The organism is Paenibacillus sp. FSL R7-0333, assembly GCF_038000365.1.
GTDB lineage: Bacteria > Bacillota > Bacilli > Paenibacillales > Paenibacillaceae > Paenibacillus_AQ > Paenibacillus_AQ silagei.
The window spans coordinates 2637674-2662885 of the sequence record NZ_JBBOBZ010000001.1 but is presented as its reverse complement, the minus strand read 5'-3'; the positions used below and the strand labels follow the sequence as shown (position 1 = coordinate 2662885).

General features: G+C 53.2%; 18 protein-coding genes. 5 read left to right on the top strand and 13 right to left on the bottom strand.

What is annotated here, in order from left to right; all coding sequences use genetic code 11:
• Positions 1 to 3: 3 nt before the first annotated feature.
• Both MKY86_RS10790 and MKY86_RS10785 read right to left on the bottom strand, forming a co-directional pair.
• Positions 4 to 1563, bottom strand: a complete 1560-nt coding sequence (locus MKY86_RS10790) for a response regulator transcription factor (RefSeq protein WP_076073745.1) — start codon at positions 1561 to 1563, stop codon at positions 4 to 6.
• A 107-nt stretch (positions 1564 to 1670) separates the two neighbouring features.
• Positions 1671 to 3023 (bottom strand): glucuronoxylanase, encoded by a 1353-nt coding sequence (locus MKY86_RS10785; protein ID WP_076073742.1) that lies wholly within the window; start codon positions 3021 to 3023, stop codon positions 1671 to 1673.
• Between the two features lie 249 nt (positions 3024 to 3272).
• Here MKY86_RS10785 and MKY86_RS10780 point away from each other — a divergent pair, with 249 nt between their 5' ends.
• Both MKY86_RS10780 and MKY86_RS10775 read left to right on the top strand, forming a co-directional pair.
• Entirely contained in the window at positions 3273 to 4130 is an 858-nt protein-coding gene (locus MKY86_RS10780) for an AraC family transcriptional regulator (protein ID WP_036729948.1), read from the top strand.
• Between the two features lie 154 nt (positions 4131 to 4284).
• Positions 4285 to 4803, top strand: coding sequence for a GNAT family N-acetyltransferase (locus tag MKY86_RS10775; RefSeq protein ID WP_076073739.1), 519 nt, complete (start codon positions 4285 to 4287; stop codon positions 4801 to 4803).
• Between the two features lie 81 nt (positions 4804 to 4884).
• Here MKY86_RS10775 and MKY86_RS10770 read toward each other — a convergent pair whose 3' ends face one another.
• A complete protein-coding gene (locus MKY86_RS10770; protein WP_076073737.1) occupies positions 4885 to 6861 on the bottom strand; it encodes a hypothetical protein in 1977 nt (658 codons plus the stop codon).
• Between the two features lie 149 nt (positions 6862 to 7010).
• On the opposite strand from MKY86_RS10770, the gene MKY86_RS10765 reads away from it, so the two are divergent.
• Positions 7011 to 7853 (top strand): AraC family transcriptional regulator, encoded by an 843-nt coding sequence (locus MKY86_RS10765; RefSeq protein WP_076073734.1) that lies wholly within the window; start codon positions 7011 to 7013, stop codon positions 7851 to 7853.
• A gap of 487 nt (positions 7854 to 8340) precedes the next feature.
• On the opposite strand, the gene uidA is transcribed toward MKY86_RS10765, so the two are convergent.
• From uidA to MKY86_RS10745, 4 genes are read right to left on the bottom strand one after another with little or no spacing between them, the layout of a single operon-like run.
• Positions 8341 to 10152 carry a beta-glucuronidase gene (uidA, locus tag MKY86_RS10760; RefSeq protein ID WP_076073731.1) on the bottom strand — a complete coding sequence of 604 codons (1812 nt, stop codon included), beginning with the start codon at positions 10150 to 10152 and terminating at the stop codon, positions 8341 to 8343.
• Positions 10153 to 10188: 36 nt separating this feature from the next.
• On the bottom strand, positions 10189 to 11538 hold the full coding sequence (locus tag MKY86_RS10755; RefSeq protein WP_083684301.1) for an extracellular solute-binding protein: 1350 nt from the start codon (positions 11536 to 11538) through the stop codon (positions 10189 to 10191).
• A 27-nt stretch (positions 11539 to 11565) separates the two neighbouring features.
• A complete protein-coding gene (locus MKY86_RS10750) occupies positions 11566 to 12396 on the bottom strand; it encodes a carbohydrate ABC transporter permease (RefSeq protein ID WP_076073726.1) in 831 nt (276 codons plus the stop codon).
• 11 nt (positions 12397 to 12407) lie between these two features.
• A complete protein-coding gene (locus MKY86_RS10745; protein WP_083684391.1) occupies positions 12408 to 13292 on the bottom strand; it encodes a carbohydrate ABC transporter permease in 885 nt (294 codons plus the stop codon).
• Between the two features lie 250 nt (positions 13293 to 13542).
• Here MKY86_RS10745 and MKY86_RS10740 point away from each other — a divergent pair, with 250 nt between their 5' ends.
• Both MKY86_RS10740 and MKY86_RS10735 read left to right on the top strand, forming a co-directional pair.
• Positions 13543 to 15342: a sensor histidine kinase gene (locus tag MKY86_RS10740; RefSeq protein WP_076073721.1), complete on the top strand. Its 1800-nt coding sequence runs from the start codon at positions 13543 to 13545 to the stop codon at positions 15340 to 15342.
• The gene (locus tag MKY86_RS10735; RefSeq protein WP_076073718.1) at positions 15332 to 16939 is read left to right on the top strand and encodes a response regulator transcription factor; all 1608 of its coding nucleotides are present in this window, start codon (positions 15332 to 15334) and stop codon (positions 16937 to 16939) included. The genes MKY86_RS10740 and MKY86_RS10735 overlap by 11 nt, the downstream gene beginning before the upstream one ends.
• A gap of 93 nt (positions 16940 to 17032) precedes the next feature.
• On the opposite strand, the gene MKY86_RS10730 is transcribed toward MKY86_RS10735, so the two are convergent.
• The 6 genes from MKY86_RS10730 to MKY86_RS10705 all read right to left on the bottom strand — a co-directional run bounded on the left by MKY86_RS10730 (position 17033) and on the right by MKY86_RS10705 (position 25212).
• Complete coding sequence (locus MKY86_RS10730) at positions 17033 to 18151, bottom strand: GNAT family N-acetyltransferase (protein ID WP_076073716.1); 1119 nt, start codon at positions 18149 to 18151, stop codon at positions 17033 to 17035.
• 79 nt (positions 18152 to 18230) lie between these two features.
• Positions 18231 to 19538, bottom strand: a complete 1308-nt coding sequence (locus MKY86_RS10725; RefSeq protein WP_076073713.1) for an ABC transporter substrate-binding protein — start codon at positions 19536 to 19538, stop codon at positions 18231 to 18233.
• A 100-nt stretch (positions 19539 to 19638) separates the two neighbouring features.
• The gene (locus MKY86_RS10720) at positions 19639 to 20469 is read right to left on the bottom strand and encodes a carbohydrate ABC transporter permease (RefSeq protein ID WP_076073710.1); all 831 of its coding nucleotides are present in this window, start codon (positions 20467 to 20469) and stop codon (positions 19639 to 19641) included.
• Between the two features lie 11 nt (positions 20470 to 20480).
• The gene (locus MKY86_RS10715) at positions 20481 to 21392 is read right to left on the bottom strand and encodes a carbohydrate ABC transporter permease (RefSeq protein WP_076073708.1); all 912 of its coding nucleotides are present in this window, start codon (positions 21390 to 21392) and stop codon (positions 20481 to 20483) included.
• A gap of 63 nt (positions 21393 to 21455) precedes the next feature.
• On the bottom strand, positions 21456 to 22772 hold the full coding sequence (locus MKY86_RS10710; protein WP_076073703.1) for an ABC transporter substrate-binding protein: 1317 nt from the start codon (positions 22770 to 22772) through the stop codon (positions 21456 to 21458).
• An 853-nt stretch (positions 22773 to 23625) separates the two neighbouring features.
• The gene (locus tag MKY86_RS10705; protein WP_076073701.1) at positions 23626 to 25212 is read right to left on the bottom strand and encodes a response regulator; all 1587 of its coding nucleotides are present in this window, start codon (positions 25210 to 25212) and stop codon (positions 23626 to 23628) included.

Genomic DNA, 25212 nt, shown 5'->3' with positions numbered 1-25212 from the left:
CCCCTATTCTTTGCCGATCAGCATATTCCGGTATTCAGACGGCGTCAGCTGTTCCAGCTTTTCAAATTGGGTTACGAAATAATCAGCATTCTGAAAACCGACCCTGCCAGCAATCTCGTACATTCTCAGATCGCTCTGCCGAAGCAGCTTCTTGGCTTCCTGCACTCTAAGCTCCAGGAGATATTCATTGAAATAGACGCCGTAAGTCTTGCGGAACAAGCGCCCCAGATAGACTGCATTCATATAAAACATGGCTGCGATGTTCTTCAGGCTGATATTCTCATGGTAATGGGTGTCAATGTACTGCTTGATCGGTTTGATTCCGCCCAGACTGTTCAGCTTGCGGAGCCGTGCAATAGATTCCGCTGCTTCTTGTATAGCCTGCTGGAAATGCTCCTGCAGCATGGCCAGACTCCACTGCCCGTGCCCCCGTTCAGCCAGCTCCTTCAGCCGGAGAATTTCCGCTTCGGTGCCGTCCATCTCCTTGATCACGCCAAGAATACCTGCCATACACCGGGCGAGGGAGCTGCTCACGGCTTGCGGGGTGTAGCGCTGCTCATGGAATAACGTGAACATGCCGTTCACGGTTTGCTGATAGTCCGTCATGTTGCCCTCCTCCAGCTCCAGAATCAGCTTGCTTGCCAGTACCGGATTCATATCAAACACGTACAGTGCTTTATCCTTAATCTGTGCATATGTAATGACTCCAGTATTCTCGGCATATTTGTGCCTGGCTGCTTCGTTAGCCTCTGAATAAGAGCGGTGGACATGGGCCAGCGTGTCAACAGGATCACCGGCGTACAGGCTCAGCTCCATATATAGCCGCCCCGCGAGGGCTATGCGAAGCCGCTCCAAATGAAGCGCAAGACCTCCACATCCGCCTTCGATCTGGTCCGTACAGAACAGCATCCCGAAGGTCCCCGGCTGCTGTTCCAGGACAGGAATGCCGGCACCTCCCACCTCTGGGGAGTACAGCGCCTCCTGGAATTGCTTCAGGGTGGTTGGCTTGTCCTGCCCCCCTCCCGCATGAATCTCGGTCATGGTGTAGAGAAAGCCGCCCACTCCTTCCAGACCCAAGGCTGCTGCATAAGGTTCGGCCTCCTCCGGCTGGAGACTCTCCTGCACGAGCGCTTCCATGATTGCACTGGTCGTAAGATCATCATTAGTCAGCGAGGCAATCCGCTTCCTGCCCATGGCATACGACAGCTTCCGCAGCGCAGCGGTCATCTCCTCTTCATCTATGGGCTTCAAGATGTAATCATGAACCCCGTAGCGCAAGGCCTGCTGCGCATAGTTGAAATCGTGGAAGCCACTGATAATGATGAAGATCAGAGGAAGTCTGGCCTGTGCATACACACTGCGGATCAGATCCAGCCCGTCCAGAGTAGGCATGCGGATATCCGTAATCACCAGGTCAGGCTCCAGCTGTTCAATCATCTCCAGCGCTTCAGCGCCATTATTGGCCTCTCCCACAACGCTGAATTTCATCGCTTCCCAAGGAATGATTTCAAGCAGCCCTTTGCGAACATACACCTCATCGTCTACCAGCAACACTTTGAACACGATACCCCTCCTTATATTCTAAAAAATCCCGGCCCGCAAACGCACTGTACAAGCTGCTGTTTACAGGCCAGGATAAGGTTGCTTATGGAAACTGGAGTGAATGGTTTCTATTCTGCAACGATTAATGTAGTGTCGGCTTCGACTTCGGTGTCGGCCTCATAAGTAGTATCCGTTACTGAGCTTTTGCTGCTTCCGAGTGTGGCTACGAAGGTAGTTACACTAAGAGCCGGGAGTTGGGCAGTGAAGGCACCATTCGACACATTAATGGCTGATCCGGCGGCTACCTTGCGGCTGGCGTCTGTGGTCCATGGGGACACACTCGATGCGGAGCCATTTTGCAGGACGAACCGCTGGCTGACCGCCGAATTGCTTTTATTAATAGCGACAATCACTGCCTTGTTACTGCCCTTGTAAGCCGAGACATAGACATTGGTGTTAGGGTTCTTCGTAGCATCAACTCTTACATAACCCGGGCGGACGAACTTGGAGAACTGGGCCATGCTGTCCCCGCGCTTACTGATACTGCCGTCTTCATTCATCGGGCTGTATTGGCGGCGGATATACCACCATACATAAGCCTGGAAATCCCCTTCCACCAGCGCATTGTGCATATGGTATGCTACTTCAAGCGCCTCAGGCCACAGGTTGGCCGAGTTGTTATTGCTGTTCGGATAATAGACCTCGGTCATCCACAGCTCTTTGCCTGCACCCTTCTGCTTGAAGAGCGGATAAGCGAAGTTGTTCACCTGAGTTCCATACAAATGTGCCCCCAGAATGTCCATATTGGCCAGCGCCTGGGAGTCATTCAGAATCGGGTCAGACATATTCTTCAGATATTGGAAGGACTCAGGAGCAATGACCCGGCAATTGATAGAACCGGCATAATTCTTCATAAAGTTCAGGACTTCGGCAGGTGTCCACCAGGTCCAGGTCTCGGCATAGTCCGGTTCATTCTGTATCGAGATCGCATACAGGTTAACCCCGTTATTCTTCATGTATGTCACGAAGTCATTCAGATGCTGGGCGTATGCGCCGTACTGGTTATATTTGAGACGCTTGGCTGAGGTATTCCCGTTGCGGTTGAAGGTCTCCGTCATGCTGCTAGGCGGATTCCACGGCGAAGCAAAAACGATGGCTCCTTTGGCAACGGCTGCCTTGGCCGTATCCAGCTCCTTATACCAGTTGTTCTTGTTCTCGTCCACAGAGATTCTCAGAATGGAGAATCCCAACTGGTTCGCCCCGTTCCCGAAGGCGGTCTCCCGCTGCGCGGCGGTCAGATCCCCGATCCAGACCGGGTGGTTGATGCCCCCGAATCCGCGGATCAACTGCTTCTGGGCGGACAGATTGACTGTCACATCGCTGGCTGCTGAAACTTTGGGTGGCGGTGGCACCACCAGCATAGACAACATAGTTACCGTTGCCAGCAAGGTACATAGTGATTTTTTAAACGTTGATTTCATTGCTTCATCTCCTTATTATATGATTTCTGCACAACATTCCTGCCGAATTCTGCCTCTGGTCGCACCTCCTGTCTAATCGAAGCGGCAGCTGTACCCTGTACAGGCTTGTCCTTTTCCCTTGCAACACTTGCAAGCGCTTCCTATTCCTGTATTATATTAAATAGTTGATATATCGTCGTTGCATATCAGCGATACTATATTGCGCGGATACCGATAATCCTTATATATCCAATTAAAGGAATGGATGCCATGGAGCAGCTTGCCCAGTATGTGTTCACCCCGATCCCCGAAGAAATGATCTGCTTCCACAAATCAACCACCACGGAGCAGCTCAGCCCGGCTCAGCCTTACCACCGGCACGATGCCTACGAAATCTACCTGTTCCTGAGAGGCAATACCTATATGTATGTGGAGCAGTCCTGCTACAAGCTCTCCCCCGGCGATCTGATTCTGATCCGTCCAGGTGAGATGCACCGCTGTGTCTGTGCCGACAACCAGACCTATGAACGGATCGGGCTGAACCTGCGAAGATCCGCCCTGCGGCGGCTATCCAGCAGCCGCACGAACCTGTTGGCCTGCTTCAACGCCTTTCCCTCGGGGCTGAACACGCTGATCCGGCTCTCCCGCGACCAGTGCGCCTTCTATTCCAGACTGGCGGACCAATTGATCTATAGCCTTCACTCCGAGGAGTACGGACAGGATCTGCTGGCCGATTCCTATGCCACCCGCCTGCTTGTATTCATCAACACTCTGCAGCAGTCCTCCGCCGCTTTGCCGCATAATCTCATGCCGGAGCTTGTCCGCCGGACGATGGCTTACATCGAGGAGCATCTGCTCGAACCGATCTATTCCGCCCAGCTGGAGCAGGAATTTCATTACAGCGGCAAATATATAAGCCAGCAGTTCAAAGAGCACACGGGACTTACCGTCCGCTCCTATATCGTTAACAAGCGCGTCTCCCTGGCCATGAGCCACCTTACCTCCGGCAAGAGCGTCGCGGCCGCCTGCGAGCTGTCCGGCTTCAGCGATTACGCCAACTTCATCCGCAGCTTCACCAAGGTGGCCGGTATGTCCCCGGGCAGGTACCGGGCTGGTATGCTGCCGTAAGTGCCCGGGCATTCTTTTGAAAAAGGTAACGTTAATTATAGCTGTCTTTTCACCTTACGTTCGACGTAATGTGTGATACTGTATCTTTAGGGTAGCAAAGGTCTCCGTCAAACAGAGGGCACTGAAAAGAAAATAATATATAGGGGTTAATAAGATGAAGGCGACAATTCAACAAATAACAGATACAAACAAAGAACAATTTGAAAATTTATTTAATTACTATCTCTATGAGCTTTCTGCTTACTCACAGGAGGATATTGGAGCAGAAGGTACATTCGAAATGGAAGATATCTCGCCATATTATAGGGACGAACGGTTATATCCTCACTTCATCACGTTTAATGACAAAATCGTTGGCTTTATTCTGGTTACCTCCCCTCCTTATGTTGCAAAGGAAGTGGACTATTCAGTGCAGGAGCTATTTGTATTGCCCAAATACAGAGGCACGAATATAGCCAAAGATGCTGTCATGCAAATCTTCAAACTGTATTCTGGCCGCTACGAGGTGGGGATGTTCAAATCGAATGTAAAAGCTGTTAAGTTCTGGACGAAGTTGATATCAGCACTTGAAATTCCGGTATTCGTAGAAGATGGTTCCACTGAAATTCAAGGAAATGCAGTGCAGACGATGGGTATGAAATTTACGGTATCCTGCGAGTCTACTTGCAACTAATGGGAAACAACAGCTTAATTAACCGCCCTCTGCAGGGCGGTTATATTTTTGGCAGAATATCAACATTGAGAATTAACAGCGCTACTCGCTGTCCGCCTCCCAGTAATCGCCAACCAGACCTTCAATAATACTGCCGCTGGCCCAGGGCATCAGACAGAACCAGGTGCTGGCCGGTGAACCGTCACTGTAGGTCTCGGTTACCAACCCCTCAGAATGGCAGAATCTCTCGGACATCCAGCCTGTCAAGCCGTGATCGAACTCCCGGTCATACCGGTTGTAGGTCTGACAGCCCCAGCCGACGGTATCCAGCATCCGCTGCCGGACGTAGGGATCATCGCGCTGCTGCACGAAGTAATACAGCTCATCCACCACGCTGCTCGACATGGGATGAATATGCGGATTGGCGACGGAGGTCACACTCCCCCCGGAGCTGGACCAGCCCACTGTGCTGAGCGGCGGCACCTTAACCGGTGAATTATAAGCGAATTTGAAGGTGAACTCGTAAGCAAGCGCATCTCTCATATGATCCAGATACAGCTCATCCCCAGTGAGGGCGTGCAGATATCGCACCGCCCGGATATACGCCAGAATCCCTTCAGAATCTACCGCCTTATCCGCATCAAGCGGCGCCCCATAACACTCCATCCGTCTCACATAGGTCTCATAATAATGCCGCTCGCTGCGCTTCAGGCTGTCCAGATGCGACCGGTTTCCCGTTAGCCAGCTATAGTAGGCTATGGCAGCCATGATCCAGGTCCCGCTGAAGGAATCGTATTCAAGCCCGGCACCGGTTCGCTCGGAGAGAATCGTAGGGTATTCACCGTCCGAATTCCGGCTTCTCTCCAGTACAGGGAGAATCTTCCGCACGAACTCCACCCACTCCTCGTGAACGACATGCTTGAGCCGTTTCTCGTATTCATAGGCCTTCATAATATAGAACAAGGCCTGTCCGCATAGATAGGCGGAATGTCCGGGCGTGCGCATCCCGTCAAACCACCAGCCGTGAATGCTCCATTTCCCGTCCTGATAGGCCTCATAGGGAAGACCGGAAGCCGGGTTCAGGGAGTTCCCGATGATATGCTCAATGCAGGAGAGCGCCTGCTCGCGCATAGGCTCATCTCCCAGCCGCAGCGCAGCCATCAGCATAGGGGTGGCTACAGTCAGACCGTTTGTCCAGCTGATGGAGATGATTTTATTGTACCGGTACCCGCCCGTCTCCTTGTCCTCATAGACAAAGGTTGTGTAACTCCGGTCCTCAGGCAGCCACGCATACTGATAGATGGCCTTCGACAGATCGGCCGCAGCGCTCCTGATCCCGCTGCCGGGTCTTGGGGGCTGATGATAGCGGGAATAGATCTCTTCCAGCGCAGCATTAATGCTCAGCTCAGACTCAGCCTTGTAGTCATACAATTCCAGCAGGAACGCTACTGACTCTGAGGCCGCCAGTTCGAAGCAGTTCTCCTCCAGCGGTGCCCGTTCCTTGACGAGACGCGATTTGATGAACAGAAGCGGAGCATTCTCATACCCCAGCGTATAGCCGACCGTTCCCTTGGCAAGCGAGCAGGTGAGGCCGCCATACTGCAAGAACTCCCCCTCTAGCCCAGGCTTCCACTGGATCTTCTCTCCCTTCCTGTATATAAAATAAGGGCTGGCGCATAATCCGTACACTTTGCCAGTGTCGTATACCAGCGCCGCCGGATGTGACAGCCGGTCGCTGCGCACCATCCACCAGGAAGAAGAAGGACGCGAGGGCTGGCCGTCTCTAAGCCGCGGGAACTCATTCGGAACATTCTGCGGAGCTTCCCCCCGGTTACGGCCATACATAAATGCGGGAAGAAAAAAGCGCGGATCAGCCTTGGCGAACGGCAACTCCACATGAATGACGCCTGACCAAGGCGTGCTGTTCAGATTTTTGATCTGTACATGAGCCTGAAAGGGGTGCTGTGCACTGCCTGTCCCGCCTGTTATCTCAACGGATGCATGTAGTCCATGCCCGTTAAGTCCGGTATATTCAGGATCTTCCTGAGCCTTGCTTCTTGCCGTTATGATCAGTTCCACTACCCTGTCCTCCAGTCTGTTGTAATACGATAAAAGGGTTGCAAATCATATTCCTGCATGCTAGGATAATGTCATTTTAAAGTAGTTCCAGAGAAGAATCATTGCAGGTTCCGCTGTTATTATTGCGCGAAATGATCCGGAGGTTACCCATGAACGAGCCATTTGAGCTTCGCTATGACCCTATCCATAAAGATTACCTCTACCTGCACAGGACAACCACCTATAATATGGGAACCTTCTATCACCGCCATGAAGCGTATGAGCTGTACTTATTTCTGCGCGGCAACGTCAAGTTCTATATTGAGAACAGCTGCTACCACCTGCAGCGCGGAGATCTGCTTGTGCTGAACCCGGAAGAAATGCATCGTTCCTTCAGCCAGGATGAATCGGAATATGAACGGATTACGATCAATCTCCAAAAATCTTATCTGCACCGCCTGTCTACTCCGGCTACCCCTCTATCCTGGTGCTTCGACTACCGCCCGAAGGGTAAGGGCAACATCGTGCATCTGGAGGAAGCCGAGCTTCAGCAGGTTCTCAGGTTGACCGGCGATCTGGAGGAGGTCCTCTCATCGGATGCGTATGGGGCAGATATCCTCGCCAACAGCATGCTTGCTCAATTATTGGTGCTGACCAACACCGTGTTTCATAGAACAAGCATCGTTCCTGCAGATATCATGCCGGAGCTGGTCCGCAGGACCATGGAGTATATTGATGCCCATCTAGGCCAGACCCTCACGCTTGAGCAGCTTAGCAGCACCTTTCATTTGAACAGCACCTATATTAGCCGCCAGTTCAAACAGCACACAGGCTTAACGCTCCGTTCCTATATCCTGGACCGCCGGATTTCGTTAGCCAAGGCCTGCCTCCGCGAAGGGCTTAGCATCACCGAGGCCTGTTATCAATCCGGCTTCAGCGATTATGCCAATTTCATCCGCAGCTTCACCAAGGTGGCAGGAGTATCCCCTGGAAGATACGCCAAGCAGGAATAAAACAGAATGTAGAATGTTCGCGGGAAGTGGAGCGGGAAGGCGCAGTGTCTGCGGAAGGCGGGACTGGATCATTAGGGCGCTGGGGATTTACAGATTCGAGAGAGTGTTGCTTACAGTTGAGAGCGCGGGAGACTTACAGCGTCTGACTCATGGCGGCGGACTTATACAAGTGGAAATTGTACATCTAATTTGGCGGTAAAGGGGTACGTAAACTAATTAGTTGGAAAAATGCAGCTTACTCAGCCCGACTTCTGCTAAATCCATCGGATTCCAGGAATTAAGTGTACTTTTTCAAACTGCTTGCCCTCAACCCTCGATTTCGGCAAAATTAAGTGCCTTTTTTCCAACTATATCCGCCCTTCCCTCTTGCTACGAATCACATAAGGCCCCCAGCCAAGCCGGGGGTTATTGTTTAAAAAAAGCCTCCCATAACGGGAGGCTTGAAGGGTTGGAGGCTTGCAAACTTACGTTGCAACTTAAACTCAATCTACTTCTTATAGCCAAAATCCGGTATCTCCGTCCATCTCCGGCGCAGCTCGTGCGCTGCCGCCTTGGGCTTGCGGTCACGGGTGAAGATGCCCTTCTTGTTCCCCTGCACGCGGATGATGCCCTGGCTGGTAGCAAAGTCGGCGAAATTCCATACCTGCTCGCCCACAAACTCCTGGAACTCGTCGAAGACTTCATGGTTCGCCCGGTAGAACGCCACCTGGTACTCTTCCGTGAACATAATTGGCTCCACATCATGCAGTCCGGCTACGGTATCGGTTCCATATTCGGTCATCATCATCGGCTTGCCCGGGCACCGCTGGCTCCAAGCTTCCAGCTCCAGCCGCAGCTTGTTCTTCGCCGACTCCAGATCTCCCCCGTCCACGTACCAGCCGTAATACCGGTTGAAGGCAAGCACATCGATCAGCTCAGAGATTCTGTCGTTCGCCGGGGATGCCTCAATATGCGTCACCAGCGTAACCGGACGATGCTGCGGGTCTTCTTCCCGCAACTGCTCAATCAGCGGCTTGAAATATTCATAAGCCCCATCCTCATAAGAGGCTGGTTCATTAGCCACATTCCACATCACTACACAGGCATGGTTCTTATCCCGGTTAATCAGCTCCCGGATCACCTGCCGGTGATGCCCGAAGGTCTGGACCTCTGCCCAGGTATCCTTCTTCGAACCTCCTGAGAACATCACCAGGAAATTAAGATCCAAGCCTACCGCCGGAGTCTCATTAATCACGACGAAGCCTTCACGGTCGGCCAGACGCATCACTTCCTCGGCATACGGATAATGCGCCGTGCGGAAGGAGTTGGCCCCCGACCATTTCATCAGATTGAAATCCATAATGTTCGCGGCTTCATCCAGTCCCCGTCCATGGAACGGAGTGTCCTCATGTCTGCCGTACCCCTTGAAGTAGAAGGGCTCGCCATTGATCAGGAACTGCCCGTCCTTCACCTCTACCGTCCGTACACCGAACGGCAGCTCATAGACATCAACCAACTGCTCCGCTTGCAGAAGCTCAATCTTCAGGGTGTACAGATAGGCATTCAGCGGCTGCCATAGGATCACGCGGGGAATATTCAGAGTGCCGGACTGCCCTGAACCTGAGCAGACCGCCTTCCCCAATTCATCCAGTAGCGTGACCCGGACCTCAGCTTCTCCGCTAATGTCCACGCTATAGCGGACTATCCCCTGCCTCTCCTTCCCCTGCTCCTCCTTGTAATCGGTCACTACAGTAACGTCCTGAACGAAGGTCTGCGGCGTGGAATAGATCCGCACCGGCCGCTGCAATCCGGCAAAGTTGAAGAAATCGAAATTCGGCTGATTCTTCACCTTGGTCTTCCCGTCCGGGCCTTCAGTCTCTGTGTACAGGCCTACAGGCAGTGTCGTGTAATCCACGACATTATGAACAGCCACCGTCAACCGGTTCGTTCCAGGCCGGATATAGCCGTTAATCACGCCCTCGAAGGGAAGGAAGCCGCCGGCATGCTCCATTACCAAGCTTCCATTGATAAATACCTTCGCCTTATGGGTAGCCGAGCCGAAGCGCAGCACCAGCCGTTCATTCAGGATGTTCGCCGGGAGCGTCAGCTCCCGCTCGTACCACACCCAGCCGACATGATTACGAATCTCCGGACTTACGCCAAGATCATTGTAAGCCGAGGGCACCGCCATTGGGATCGTATCTGTGAGCTTCGATGCCTGCCAGCTCTCGTCCCAGCCGGAGCCATCGTCCAGCTTGAAATTCCATACCCCGCCCAGATCATACAGACTGCGGGTTTCCGTCATTATTGGATACAGCACGGGCAGCACTCCTATCTAATCTGTGATATCTGCTTCTTAGGATTTGGAATCAATAATCTTCTGAATCTTGGTTTGTGCATGCTGAATCGTATCATCAATACTTTGACCGGACAGCATCATTTTGTCGAACTCCTCCAGCAGCACCTTCTCCAGCTCAGCGTGATAAGGTACTGCCGTAGCTGCAGTAGTAGATTTGGTATTCTCCAGAACATAGAGCAGGGAAGCTTTGTCGATCATTTCCGGGGTCTTGCTGCCTGCGATGATCCGGTCCACCACATCATTCAGATCAGCTTTTTTCCAGGACGGGATATTCTTGCCTTGCAGTACAATCCCTTCGGTGGAGAACCAGCGGATGAAGGTGTAGGCTTCGTCTTTATGCTTGGACTTGCTGTAGATGCTCAGGACATCCCCGCTCACGTTCGATGACATTGGATCTTCCGCTTTCATCTTAGGCAGCGGAGCGAACACGGTCTTGAAGGTAGCTGGAATGGTATCCGTTCCGCCAGTCTCCGGGATCAGGAAGGTCCCCGTAACAAGCATACTGGTGTCCTGGTTGAAATATTGCGGTCTGTAGTTCAGCTTCTGGCTGACCACCTCGGAATACGGGGTTGCGGAGCCTTCCGCTTCTCCCCGAAGCCGCAGCTCAAGCGACTTGCGCATGAACGGATTGTCGATATTGGCGGTCTTGCCGTCATCGGTAGTCAGATTGGCATTCACCGGCTGGCCGAAGTTCTGCGCCACATATCCATATTGAATCCAACTGTGGAAGTAGGTGCCGTACCGGGTCTTATCGCCATTCTTTTTCGACATCGCCTTAGCGTAATCCATGTACTGATCCCAGGTCCAGTCCTTAGGCAGCTCAAGTCCCGCCTCCTTCAGATGATCCTCGTTAATAATCACAAGACCCTGGGAGGACTTGCCGGGCAGTCCATAGACCTTGCCGTCAATACTGGTATCGGATGTATATTCGTCCTTGAAATTAATGCTGCCCTTGGCCAGATAATCATCCAGCGGCTCAATCATCCCCAGGCCTGCACGCTGGGACAGGAAGGTCATGTTACTGAACATGAGGATATCCAGATCATCGCCGCCGGCCACCGCAAGGTCCAGCTTCTTATAATACTCGTTGGAGTTGTTATCCTCCGCAGAGGCAAATTCCACCTTAATGTTCGGATGCTGCTTCTCGAACTCGGCAATGACGATATCCCAGTTGTCCATTTTTTTGGCATACCAGTTGCTAAGCTTAATGGTTACCGCTTGTTCTGCATCTGTTCCGGCACCCGTTGCCGCCGGCTCCTTCTCTGCATTGCCGGCCCCTCCGCAACCGGATACCAGCAGGGATAACAGCGGTATAGCGATGAATAGATTGCGTTTTACTTTTGACATGATTTGGCCCCCTGTAATGTAATTAGTCTAGCCTTTGACACTGCCCATCGCAACTCCCTCAATCACCTGCTTCTGGCCAATCATGAAAATAATTAACAATGGCAGAATGGCTGATACGGCACCTGCCATCATTAAGGAGTAGAACTCGCCGCTGAAATCAGCGAATTTCCGGATGCCCAGCTGCAGGGTAAACAATGAATCGGAACGAAGGAAGATCAGCGGATTCTGGTAATCATTCCAGGTCCAGATAAAGCGGAGAATCATATAGGTAGCAAGGGCTGGCTGCACCAGTGGCATGGCAATCCGCATGAAGATCGTCCAGTGGCCCGCTGCATCAATCCGCGCCGATTCAATAATTTCATCATGGATTCCCAGGAAGAACTGCCTCAGCAGGAAGGTTCCCAGCACGCCGGAGGCGGCAAGCAGCACCAGCCCGAAATGGCTGTCGAACAATCCAAGCCAGCGGTACATAATGAACTGCGGAACCAGAATGGCCTGCGTCGGAATCATGAAGGTGGCCAGGACAACCAGGAAGAGGATGTCCCGCCCTTTGAAAATGATTTTGGAGAAGCCGTAAGCCGCCATAGCGGAAATAATCAGCGATAGCGCTGTAGACATCAGGGTAACCTTCGTCGTGTTCCAGTAATAGAGTGTGAACGGCACGGCTCCCGCCCATACCTGCTTGTAGTTCTCCACCGCATTCCATTTCGAGGGAATCCATTCTATCGGATATTTCATCACATCCAGCTCGGGCTTGAAGGAGGCGGAGAGCATCCATAAGAACGGCATGATGAACAGGATACCCGCAACCGCCATGAAAACGGTAACAATAACACGGTTAAGTTTGATCGATCGCATGTGTATACCTCCTAGTAGTTGACCCATTTCTTTTGTCCGACCCATTGAAACAAGGTCACCAGCAGGATGAGGATCAGCAGAATAATGCCCATCGCCGAAGCATAGCCCGACTCCAGATTGACGAACGCCACCTCATACAGATAGTAGACAATAACTGAGGTTGAGCCTGCCGGGCCGCCGCCGGTTAACACCATAATGAGATCGAAGACCTTGAAGGACCCGACAACTCCTGTGATAAGCAGGAAGAAGGACGTAGGCGACAGCATCGGCAGTGTAATTCTGAAGAATTGTCTGAGCGGTGAGGCCCCGTCCACATCGGCGGCTTCATACAGATCCCGTGAGATATTCTGAAGGCCCGCCAGATAGATGACCATGTTGAAGCCCAGTGAAGTCCACACCATAATAATCATGACCGAGATCAGGGCGAACTTGGGATCAGCCAGCCACATGGGCGGATGCTCGATCCCTATAGATCTGAGGAAGCCGTTGATCGGACCGTTGTTCGGGTGATAGAGCACTCTCCAGAGCAGGGCGATGGCCACGAAGCTCGAGATGAAGGGCATGAAGTAGATCACTTTGAAAAAGGTTTTGAAATACGTTGCCTTGTTGATCAGCACCGCCAGCACCAGCGCCAGGAACATCGCAACCGGAACGACGGCAATCATGATCAGGTTGTTGTAGAGCGAGCGGTGAAAGGACTCGTCCTGCACCAGCCGGGTGTAGTTATCCAGACCGACAAACCCGAACCCGTCCAGCCCGGACACAAAGTTCCAGTTCGAGAAGCTGATCACACCGGATAGAAGAATCGGAATAATTACCAGCGTTACGGTCAGAATGAGCATGGGGGCAATGAATAAATACCCTGCAATATTGTCGTAAAAGGATTGCTTGCGCATCTTGCTTATCCCGGGGCTGCCGGACCGTTTTGCCGTCCCCTCTTCAGTAATAACCTCCACTTTATCCACCTCTTTTTATGTTTGTAGCTTTATTATAGAAGGGCAACTTTTATTGCACATGCAACGAATTTATCTGTGGTGAAAACTTTGTATAGCATTATTTTTTCTAAATCGAAAAATTTATTGGATGAGCCGAACCGCAGAATCAAGTACCATAAGTCTGTGAAGGTCTACTACTGGAGGGATATTAATGAAAGAAAAGCACAGGCTCAGTCAGCTCTCCTTCCGGCAAAAGCTAATCCTTACCTCCATCGCCTGCCTCGTAATTCCGGCACTGGGGATGCTCTATATTACCAACGTCTATTCCAAGCTGATTATCCGGGAGCACTCCTTGGAGAAATCCACGCAGTCCCTGAGAATTGTCCAGTCACAGATTGATGTCATCTTCGAAGAGATGGTGTCGGTGTCGAACTTCGTCCATTTCGATCCGGAGATCAAGACCCTGCTGGAGGATGCCAAGACCAATCCCGTAGCTGCGCGGACCCTGACCAGCCGCCTGGAGCAGGTGGCCGGAGACACCATCGATCTGCGGATCACCCTGCTGGACAAGGAAGGACATGCCTATTCCGATTATTCCTTCTATGATTATGATCCCCGGCAATTTCTGAAACGGCGCTGGTTCTCCACTCTGGAGCAGCTCCCGCCGTATGACACCTTATTTATGGGAGCAGAAGACAATTACCTGACCTCCCTGCAGGCTGAGCAGCCGTATATCTTCATGACAGCGCGTGCCTTAAGAGAAGAAACGACGGCCGCTCCCTACGCTTACCTGATTGTCAGCCGCAGTGAGGCTTCGATCCGTGAACGGTTTGCTTCACTGGAAGAGGATGTGTATCTGCTGGATGAAGAGGAGAACATTCTGTCGAACCGGAACCAGGAGCTGATAGGCACAAGCTTTGATCATCTGCTGCCTGTAGATGAGCTGGTCTTCCCTGACATCGTCAAGTTCAGGGGGGAGAATCAGCTCCTCCTCTCGCTGCCGCTGAAGTTTGCCAGATGGAGACTCATCAGTGTCGCTCCCTATGAGCAGCTAACAGAAAGGTTGAACGGGATTAACCGGACCGGCCTGATTATTCAGACGATATTTGCAGTCAGCTTCTTGTTCGCGCTGACGGTTCTGCTGCGGAGATTCACCAAGCCCGTGCTTGTCCTGGGTAAGGCGGCCCGCCGGGTGGAGGACGGGGATCTCATGGTGCGCTCGGGCATCCGGGGAGCCGATGAGATCGGCAGCCTGGGGCACTCCTTCGATAACATGTTGGACCGGGTACAGCTGATGCTCAGGCAGGTGGAGACGGAGCAGGAATTGAAGCGCCAGGCGGAGATTGCGATGCTGCAGGCCCAGATTAACCCTCATTTTCTATTCAATGTGCTTAGTTCGATCCGGCTGAAGCTGCTGATGAAGCAGGATGAGGAGAATGCTGCGATCGTCGGCTCCCTCTCCGCTATGCTGCGGGCCAGCTTCTCCAGCCGGGAGGAATTCGTCTCCATTGCCAGTGAGCTTGATTTCACGAAGCAGTATATGGAGTTAATGCGGTTCACGATGAGATATCCTACGGAATATGCAGTGCATGTGGACAAAGAGCTGCTGCTGGAGACGGTGCCGCGGTTCATCCTGCAGCCCATTATTGAGAATGCTTACAAGCACGGGTTCTTGCAGGGCGGAGGGCGGGTCGTCATCACCATCGGACTCGTTCAGTCCAGGCTAACCATTAGCATCGAGGATAACGGCACGGGAATGGAGGAGCATACGCTCGCAGCCCTGCTTCAGCACATCAGGCAGAAGGATGCGGAGTTAGGTGCCCTGAGTGCTGACGGGACGCCAGTGGCAGAGTCCGCTCGCGGCATCGGATTAATCAACGTCTACCAGCGGCTCAAGCTAATCTACGGGGAGCGCTTCGAGATGAACATTGAGAGCATTCACGGGGAGCGCACCACCGTACAGTTAATCATGCCCGTGAAGCGGATAGGAGCAGATAATCATGACCTATAAAGTAGTACTGGCAGACGATCATTATCCGGTGTTGGAGTATTTAAGCACTTCGATTCCCTGGGACACCCTCGGCCTTGAATTATCGGCTTGCTGCTCGGACGGCAGACAGGCCTGGGAAGCCTGCCAGCTGCATCAGCCGGATATTCTGCTTACGGATATCGGCATGCCGGCGATGAATGGACTGGAGCTAATCCAGAAGGCGCGGGAGGTGAACCCTCAGCTGCAGACGATTATCCTGTCCTGCCACGGGGAATTCGAATATGCCCAGAAGGCTGTGAAACTGAATGTGGCCGAATATATATTGAAGGAGAGTCTGCAGATCGATCAGGTGATTGCCGTATTGACGGAGGCGGTGGCCCGGCTGGAGGTGAAATTGAAATCCCGTAACCACTATCTCCAGATGGAGAAGCTGGTCAGCCAGAACCATGCCGCCATCCGGACCCGGTTCATCCGCATGTTCGTGGAGCAGCCGGTCTGGGATGAAGCCGAGTGGTACGGACAAGCCGAAGCGATGGGCATTAGCCTGCACACAGGCACCCCGTATCTGCCTGTACTGGCGGTCCCGGAGCGCTCCTATGAGCTGGAGAGGCGGTTCGGCGGAGTCGTGAACCTGCAGTTCGTGATGGATAATGTCCTGCAGGAATTCCTGGAGATAGACGGCATTATCCAGTTCGCGCTGACGGAACGGCAGTTCATCCTGTTCATTCCTTTGCCGCATATCCTCGTCCGCAATCTTTATGAGGAGTTCCGTGATAACTTCCGGCATGTCCAGAGAATGGCGAAGCTGCATCTGCGGATGGGGATTTCCTTCTTTTACGGGGAGGCTACTCCAAGTCTGATCGACATTAAGAAGCAGATTCAGGCGCTGCTGGATTCCCATGCCCTGCGCTTCTATACCGCCGAGGGAGCGGTTATGAAGTATGCGCCTGTCCAGACCAGCGGCGAGGACCTGTTCGTGCATTATTCGGAGATCCTCCAGCAGCTTAGGGACTGCATTCAGCAGGAGGACAGCTCGCAGCTTGCGGCCAAGGTCAGGGAGATCAAGCAGTATATCGGGGACCAGAAATATCCGGTGGAGAGTGTGAAGAGCTGGCTGCTCAAGATGGTGATGGAGCTGGAATTGAAATATGTCGTCATGCAGAACTTCGTCAGCAACTTCAACAGTGAGCGGCACCAGCGCTCAATCCAGGAATTCGAAACGCTGGAGCAGCTCATGGAATGGCTGGAGGAATTCCTGAAGGATAAAATACTCATGCTAAGCTCCATGTGGAAGCAGAATGTCCGCAAAGAAATAGCCGAAGCCAAACGGTATGTAATGAATCATATCAGCGAGAAGGTTGGCATGGAGGAGATGGCGAAGCGTCTGGGCCTGAACCCCACCCATTTCAGCCGGTTATTCCGTCTGGAGACCGGGCTGACCTTCATCGAGTACGTGACCAGAATGAAAATGGAACAGGCCCGCGATCTCCTGAATCAGACGAACCTGACCATCGTGGAGATCGCGGAACAGCTGGGTTATGACAACGTCAGCTACTTCATCAAGCTGTTCCGTAACTTCTCCGGCATGACTCCGGCGGAATTCCGGAAGTCCTTCTAGACTGGTGTATAACAATAAGCCGGAAGCAGACTCTAAGGGTCCGCTCCCGGCTTGTCCATTGTCTTATTTAGGATTATCCAGAACTATGATTACTCAGTATTTATCAATCTTGTACCAGAACAGAGGCAGCGGGAACCAGCCTGCGGGTGCATCCACTGCCATATATCGGCCATGCTGGGTAAGCAGAAGCGTCTGAGCCTGCTGCTTGCTGAGGACAACTGCATCCGGCATGGCAGACCGCTCGACGCTCACGCCCTCTCCGTCCACCCGCGCCGTCACCGGCTGTCCGTCCATTACTGCGGAGAATTCTCCCGGGATAATACCTGTGGTCTTGTACTTCAGCGTAAGGTAAGCCTTCAGGATGTTGGCGAAATCCAGAATATGATACATATCCGAATTCTCGATTACGAAGTCTTCGGCAATGCTGCCAAGAGCCTTATTCAGCGGGATGTCATATTCCGGCGCGTGCAACGTTATTCGCCCGGCTCTGCTGTAAGCCATGTAAGCCTTAATTGTCCGCAGAATATCGTCCGGATTCTCCACTGCGAATTCAGCTATATCATCGCCCGCTTCGTTGACAACCAGATACCCGATCAGCTTGCCCTGATCCAGAACGCCGAGTGCCTTTTGACAGAGCGTACCGAAAATCAGCGGCAATTGCTCTAAGCTGCGTTCAACATAAGCAAGCCGTGAGGTGTTCAGGTTATGCGCAAATTCTGCTCCTCCTTCAACCTCAAACAGCGGACGGAAGGAGATCCCGGTGTCATCCACCCCTCTTAAGCTGTGGCGCACATTGGCCTCTGCCACGGTATATTTGAACTTGACACCGCCAAGCGTGAAGCCGAAATACTCATATCTCTGCCGCTGTCCATATAATACAACCATATCACAGGTACCCCGCAGCTCTTCAAGCCACAGGTTCATAAGCGCTTTCATATGCCCTTCGCCTCGCGCACGCGGATGAACAGATACCGTACCCAGATAGCCGGTGCGCAGCGTATGATCACATACCGTCAGAGACTCTGGAAAAACAGCCACCAGCGCGCGCAGCCTGCCTTGCTCATCCACAGCAACCTTATGCATGGCGGAAGAATCTACACTTTTGTCATAAGCCTTGGGCATCAGGACCTCAAAATCAAAGCGGAAGGCAAGGTTGGCCAAATCTATGTATTCCTCGCGTTCGTGCGGAGCTGCCGTTCTGTATTTAACCATTATCTCCTACCCTTTCAGTCTATATTTTCAACTGCCTACCTGACTATATTCTAGAGGCATCTCCCATCTCCTGCTCAGGTCACTCTGATTTCCGCCGCTTGGCCGCAGCCTCATCAATCGCCTGCTGGATATTGGCCAGAGCGGTCTCCAAGGGCTGTCCGGCAAGATACTGGTTGACGCCCTCCAGAATCTTCACCTGGAGCGACTCGGTCGATACCGTATGCGGCCAATAGAGCGTGGCGTCCTCGCGCGTTACCGCAGCGGCAATGGACGAGACCGAATCGCTCCGGTCCGTCGGGGCCGAGATAACCGAAGGCACGGCCAAAGCGCCTGCGGCCAGCTTCTCCTGCGTAGCCCTGCCGTTCATGAACGCCACGAACTGCTTGGCCTCCTCGGGATGCTCCGTCCGCGAGCTGATCACCCGGTACGTGCCGACATTGATGTTCGGCACCGTCCGCACACTGCCCGGCACCATCATGAACCGGATATCCTGTGCCGGATTCCGCTCCTTGATGCTGGGGATGTCCCAGGTTCCGGTAATAATCATGGCCGCCTGGCCTGTGCCGACCAGATCCTTGGCTTGCTCATGCTTCAGGCTCTTCCAGTTCGGCGGCACGAACCCCCGGTCGATAATCTCCCAGTGCTTCTGGATGGCATCCACGAACACCGGATCATGGGTCCGGATCTCCCCGCTCTCCAGCTTCTTCGTCCAGGCGGCATCCGCCCCGTTATCCGACATGATAGACCCCCAGAAGAACTGGGCTGTGGACCACTCCGCATCCATTGCCACCGGAATAAGCCCTTCCTGCTTCAGCTTCACGCAGAGCGCAAGGAACTCGTCCCAGGTGCGCGGAACCTCCAGCCCGAGAGAGTCGAACAAGGTTTTGTTGTAGAGCAGCCCGTCACTGTGCATGACCTCCGGCGCTCCGTATACCCGGCCGCCCACAGTAACCGGCAGCAGGGAGTTCGGGTAGAATTCCTTGAGAAAATCGGCTCCGGTCAGGTCCAGGTACATATCGCTCCGCAGAGCGCGGAATTCCTCGAACAGGCTGGGCGACCACGTATCGAATACATCCATCGGCTCACCGCCAAGCAGCCTGATCTTAATCCCCGCCGTATAATTATTGTTCTGTATGAAATCTGCATCGATCTGGATATGGGGATACAGCTTCTCGAATTCGGCAATCGCATCAAAATACACTTTGCCTGCTTGCGCCGTATCCAGCAGATAGCTGGAGTACCGGAGGATGACGGGTTCGCGGGTGTCTGCCGCTCCGCCTCCGCCGGACAGCAGGGAAGCGTCTGTACTGCTCCGGGTATCACAGCCGCCAATCATGAACAGCAGCAGAACAATGCTGCCCCCGATACCGGGTCTCCACTTCTTCATGACGCTTCCCCTTCCTTAATCTATTCTCCGTTCGCTTCTGTAACGTTCTTGCCCTATCGTTATATTCTGACCGATTCCATAGATTGCAGTCAACGGACAATCAGAGCTTGCCCCCCGAAGTTGCAATCCCTTCGATAAATTGCCGCTGGAACAGGATGTAGATGAGCAGCATCGGCCAAATGGCCAGCACGGAAGCCGCCATCAGCTCCGGGTAGTCCACGGCGAAGGCGCTTTGAATCTTAGCCAGGGCCGAGGAGAGGGTCGCCGCGTCCGAGCTTGTGTTGACGATCATCGGCCACATCAGGTCCTTGAAGGAGAAGAGGGCTGTGAATATCCCGAGGGCCACCAGACCGGAGCGGACCAGCGGGAGCATGATTCTGGCGAAGGTCTGGCCGATATTGCAGCCGTCGATCTTCGCCGCCTCCTCCAGCTCCTTAGGCAGGCCCATGAAGAATTGTCTCAATAAGAAGGTGCCGAAGGCACTGACCAGCCCTGGAAACAGCAAGGCAAAGATCGTATTGCGCATCCCCAGCGCATCGACCATCAGATATTGCGGGATGATGAAGATCTGGGTCGGCACCATCATCTGGAACAGCACCAGACTGAAGCAGAAGTCACGCCCCGGAAATCTTAGTCTGGCAAAAGCATACGCCGCCATCGCGCTGAACATCACCGCGCACAGCACCCGCAGAGCCATCATCGCAAACGTATTCCAGTACAGGATCAAAAAGTTATTTTGCCGCCATACCTCCAGATAATTCTCCGCCCGCCAGGTCTTGGGGACAAAGATAAAGGGATTCATCGAGGTGGACTCCGTAACCGACTTGAACGAGGTCAGCACCATCCAGACGAACGGAAGAATCATCGCGGCTGCTCCCAGGAGCAGCACAAGGTGGGCTAAGATACGGTTAAGTTGTTTATGTTTGGCCATAGTGCCGCCTCCTACATGTAGTTGACCCATTTTTTTTGCGCTCGCATCTGGAAGAAGGTGATGATCATGATCAGCGCGAGCAACACCATTACAATCGCTGAACCATAACCCTTGTTCGAGTACTTGAACGAGTTATTATAGAAGAGATACACAAGCGATACTGTATGGTCATAGGCCGGGTTACTCACATCGATCATCATATAGATGACATCGAACACTTGCATGGCCTGGATAATCGTGGTCACCACAACAAAGAACAGTGTTGGCGTTACAAGCGGCAGAGTGATCACGAAAAATTGGCGCACCCGGCTGGCTCCGTCGATATCCGAGGCCTCGTAGTAGTCCTTCGGGATCTCCTGCAGACCGGCGAGCAGCAGCACCATATTATAGCCGATGACACTCCAGATTCCGATCACCGCGATGGATAAGATCGCTACCCCCGGGTCCGTCGTCCAGTTGACAGCCGGAAGGCCCAGCTTGGATAGCCCGTAATTAATGAGGCCGTAGTGCTGGTTATACATCCAGCGCCATACCATGGTCACTGCCGCAGGAGCGGCGACCATCGGGATGAAATAGATCGTGCGGTACAGCGAGCGGCCCGCGAGCTTGCCGTTCAGCAGGACGGCCACCAGCATGGCGATGGCAATGCTGACAGGAACGACCAGCAAGGTGTAGAGCAGTGTATTGCCAACAGCATGCCATACCTGGGGATCATGAATCAGCTTGCGGTAATTCTCCCATCCGATGTAGATATTGCCTTTGCCGAAATCTCCGCTCTTGAAGAAGCTAAGGTAAGCGGTCTGCACTATTGGAATGAAGTTGAGGACGATAAGGCCGATCATCGTTGGCGCAATCAGGAACCAGCCCCAGGACCATTCATTCCAGGTTTTGGCTCCAATTTTCCTCTTGACGGTATGATTCATCTGCTTCCCTCTCCTATCAAACTTGCGGCAGCCCTGAGGCTGCCGCAGGCATATGACTCTTGCTTATTTCTCTTCCGCCAGACTCTCATTCATCACCTTCGCTGCATTACGGGCTGCTTCCTCTACGGACACCTTGCCGGAGAACGCCGGCTTCAGCGCTTCATAAGCCTTGTCTTCCCAGACAGCCGTTGTATTGGAATACGGACGGATTACGCCATAGCTGACCATGTCAACGAATGCCTTGATGTTGAAGGTCTTGTTCGAATCCACCCACTTGTCAGCCGCGCCTTTGTACGCCGAGATGGCAACGCCCAGCTCCGCCTGGCGCTCCTGGCCGGTCTTGGAGCTTAAGTATTCCACGAACTTCCACGCTTCCTCCGGATGCTTCGTCTTGGCGTCAATCGCATTGCCCAGACCATTGTAGATGGAGGCCTGCACAGCCTTCTTGGGCAGGACGGCCACATCGAAATTCTTCGCCATGAATTCGTTCTCTGTGAACCCGCTCAGGTTCCATGAACCGAACAGGCCCATCGCCGCCTTGCCGTTCTTCAGCAGATCGGCACGCTCGGCATCTCCGTACACCTCAGGGGACAGTCCGTCACGTACGAAGCTTATATAGAAATCCAGGGCTTCGATCGTCTTCGGATCATCATAGCCTGACTTCTTGTCCGCTGTAATAATGGTGCCGCCATTCTGATAGACGAAGTTGTAATACCCCTCCTGGTTGTGCATCGGCGCGAGGAAGCCGTATACCCCATCCTTCGTGAGCGCTTTCGCGGCGCTGTGAAGATCATCCCAGGTCCAGTTCTCATCCGGGTATTTCACACCCGCCTGGTCAAACAGCGTCTTGTTGTACCACAGCCCGATGGTGTCGAAATCCTTCGGAACCGCATATTGCTTGCCTCCCAGATTATAGATCTGGTTCAGTCCTTCCGGGTAATTCTCCAGCTTGACGTCCTCGCTCTTACTGATGCGGTCTGTCAGGTCAAGCAGCATGCCGTTATTCGCATAGCGGTAGATCTCATTGGAATGCATCCAGAAGACATCCGGCAGCGAGCCGCCGGTGGCTCCCGCTTCCAGCATCGTCCAATAATCGGACCAGCCGGTCACCTCAATATCGACCTTGATGTCCGGGTTCTTGCTCTCGAATTCATCGGCAATGGTCCGCAGACCCTTCTCCTGATTGGAATCCCAGATCGCGTAGGTCAGCTGGACCTTCTCTCCGCTTGCCGCCTGGGTGGCCGCTGCGGCATCCGTTGCCTCTGCCGGTGGTGAAGCCGATGTATTGCTGTTGCTGTTGCCGTTGCCACTGCCGCAAGCGGTCAAGGTGGCCGCTGCAAGCAGGATGGACAATACGGTTGCTAAGCTTTTTTTCTTCACTAGAATTACCCCCAACTTCCATTTAGGATATGCTGCATCTGCTGCACCTCCAATAGTAGGCGAAGGCGGACGGTATCGAAATGGCTGTTTTTTACGGAACATTTCCTTTTTTTGACCATTCCCCGGAAGCGGCAAAAAGTGCACCCGCAGCGGATGCACTTCTTTTACAGACTCTGTTCTTTTTTTGACAATTGCCGTTCTAGTAGATCATCAGAACTAAAGAAGTGAATGGAGTTCAACCGTGAAGCGCATTATAGCCTATGGTTCCAAGTAGACATTCAGTGATAGTTGCATAATGTACACTTAAAAACAGCGAAAAAGAAGGCTTACCTCTTCTAGCTGTAATCTGTACAACTAAATCTGCCCCAAAGGGCGGAAACCAGGGAAAGTAGAGATTTTAATTGTACGAAATACAACTAAGGTGAGAAGAAGGAGTAAAACAGACATTTTAGCTGTACAAAATACAATTAAGCCTAGCGCTCATGAGCAGGTATGGTAATCGGGGCGCTGCAAACCCACAGTAAACGATTTACCAAAGCGATTTATACTGTTGGATGGGGCACTATCCTGCCTGAATGACTGCAGGAGTGGAGCCCCCCCTTCAGGTGCCCTTCCCAGATGAAGACGGGAGTTGTCCATTAAAGGCGTATAGCCCGGCGTAACGGACTGAGGCACTTATTCTGGTTTAACGTCACCACTTGGGCAAGTAACGGACCTCATGGTGCTTATTCTTGGAATCTCTACTCCTAAACCTCTCGTAGAGAGACGATAAGGGCTACTGAGTCCGTTAATCCGCAAAAGGTGGCGTTTTGCTGGGAATAGGGTCTCTCAGGTCCGTTAATCTGTTGCTTTTCTAGCCCCGGTATTCCTCCGGACTCATACTGTTCAGCTTCTTGAACAGCTTGCTGAAATACGCGGTGTTCGGATAACCCACACGCTCAGCAACCTCATAGACCTTGATGTTCCTGTCCCTGAGCAGGCTCTTGGCCTTCTCCATGCGCAGCCGGGTCAGGAAGCTGACGAAGTTCTCGCCGGTCTCCTGCTTGAATACCCTGCTGAGATAGGAGGCGTTCACGTTGATCCGGTCCGCTACGGATTGCAGGGAGATATCCTCCGCATACAGCTGCATGATGAGTTCACTCGCTTGCTCTGCATAGCTCCGGGAGGATTCGCCTTCCGACATCTGCGCTCTGCACTGCTCCAGATAACCGGCGACGGTCTGGTGCAGCCCCTCCAGACTTTCTTCATGGAGAATGCTCTCGTACACCGTAAGCCCGGCTTCATTCGGCTCGGGAAGCGCCGGGAAGCAGGACAGAATCGCGCCAAGCATCCGGATGTAGGTCGAACGCGCCGCCTGCTTCGTGCAGCCCTCCAGCAGCATAGTATCCTTCAGGCTGTTCAGGAAGGCAAGCGCCCCTTCGCTTCCGCTCTCGGTATCCTGCCTGAACTTCCGCATGCAAGGCTTGTCGATGAACAGCCGCTCCCCGCTTCTCTGACGGCTCCTGGCCTTATCATAGAAGGACAGGCCGCTCCCGCTGGCGAAGAACAGCTCGTCAAGCGCCATGTCCGCCTCCTGATAGGCCCGCTTCAGGCCGCCAAAGCCGGAAGCCGGAGCGCTGACGCCGATCGACAGCGTCAGCTTCAGGAAATCCTTCATCGCCGCCTGGATCTTGGCGGCGGCACGCTCGATCTCCGCGCGGACAATCCGCCCTTCCTCCCCGAGATCGAGCAGCAGCACATATTCCGCAGAATTCATGACAATGATCTCCTTCGCCCGCTTGCGGGGCAGGATCTCTTCCAGAATATTCGCCACCGAATAGCGCAGCAGCTTCTCATCCTGCTCCACGTACTTGCGCCGCAGCTGGTCGAACCGGTTGATCCGCAGCTTCATCAGCACCATCGGCCCGTCCGGCAGGCGGATATGCAGCGCTTCACGCCGGGCGAGCACCTCTTCGGCTCCCTTGAAGCCGCTCAGCACTTCCTTGAACAGTGTCTCCTTCAAATGCTCGATGCTCTCCTTGTAGGAGCCGGGCGGCATTCCGGAGGAACTGCCTGCGGAGAGGCGGACCGCCCGCTTCTTAACCGTCTCCAGCACATGCACCAGCTCTTGCGGCTTCATATCGCTCTTGATCAGATAGTCCGCCGCTCCGAGCCTGAGCGCCTCCTGCGCATACTGGAATTCCTCCAGACAGCTAAGGATGACGAATTGCCCGCCGATGTCCAGCCGCCGGGCCTCCCGGATCAGCTCCAGACCGTCCATCACCGGCATTTTGATATCCGTAATAATCAGATCCGGCCGGTGCGTCCCGGCCAGTTCCAGCGCTTCGCGCCCGTTTGCGGCCTCCCCCAGAATCGTAAATCCCTCATCTTCCCATTGAATAATCGATTTCAGGCCGATACGCATCAGCAGCTCGTCATCCACGATAAGCACACCCAGCAT

Coding starts and splice junctions, on each gene's coding strand:
- MKY86_RS10785 (WP_076073742.1), bottom strand. CDS start 3,023: ATGAAATCAACGTTTAAAAAATCACTATGTACCTTGCTGGCAACGGTA.
- MKY86_RS10780 (WP_036729948.1), top strand. CDS start 3,273: ATGGAGCAGCTTGCCCAGTATGTGTTCACCCCGATCCCCGAAGAAATG.
- MKY86_RS10775 (WP_076073739.1), top strand. CDS start 4,285: ATGAAGGCGACAATTCAACAAATAACAGATACAAACAAAGAACAATTT.
- MKY86_RS10765 (WP_076073734.1), top strand. CDS start 7,011: ATGAACGAGCCATTTGAGCTTCGCTATGACCCTATCCATAAAGATTAC.
- MKY86_RS10755 (WP_083684301.1), bottom strand. CDS start 11,538: ATGTCAAAAGTAAAACGCAATCTATTCATCGCTATACCGCTGTTATCC.
- MKY86_RS10750 (WP_076073726.1), bottom strand. CDS start 12,396: ATGCGATCGATCAAACTTAACCGTGTTATTGTTACCGTTTTCATGGCG.
- MKY86_RS10745 (WP_083684391.1), bottom strand. CDS start 13,292: ATGCGCAAGCAATCCTTTTACGACAATATTGCAGGGTATTTATTCATT.
- MKY86_RS10740 (WP_076073721.1), top strand. CDS start 13,543: ATGAAAGAAAAGCACAGGCTCAGTCAGCTCTCCTTCCGGCAAAAGCTA.
- MKY86_RS10735 (WP_076073718.1), top strand. CDS start 15,332: ATGACCTATAAAGTAGTACTGGCAGACGATCATTATCCGGTGTTGGAG.
- MKY86_RS10730 (WP_076073716.1), bottom strand. CDS start 18,151: ATGGTTAAATACAGAACGGCAGCTCCGCACGAACGCGAGGAATACATA.
- MKY86_RS10725 (WP_076073713.1), bottom strand. CDS start 19,538: ATGAAGAAGTGGAGACCCGGTATCGGGGGCAGCATTGTTCTGCTGCTG.
- MKY86_RS10720 (WP_076073710.1), bottom strand. CDS start 20,469: ATGGCCAAACATAAACAACTTAACCGTATCTTAGCCCACCTTGTGCTG.
- MKY86_RS10715 (WP_076073708.1), bottom strand. CDS start 21,392: ATGAATCATACCGTCAAGAGGAAAATTGGAGCCAAAACCTGGAATGAA.
- MKY86_RS10705 (WP_076073701.1), bottom strand. CDS start 25,212: ATGCTGGGTGTGCTTATCGTGGATGACGAGCTGCTGATGCGTATCGGC.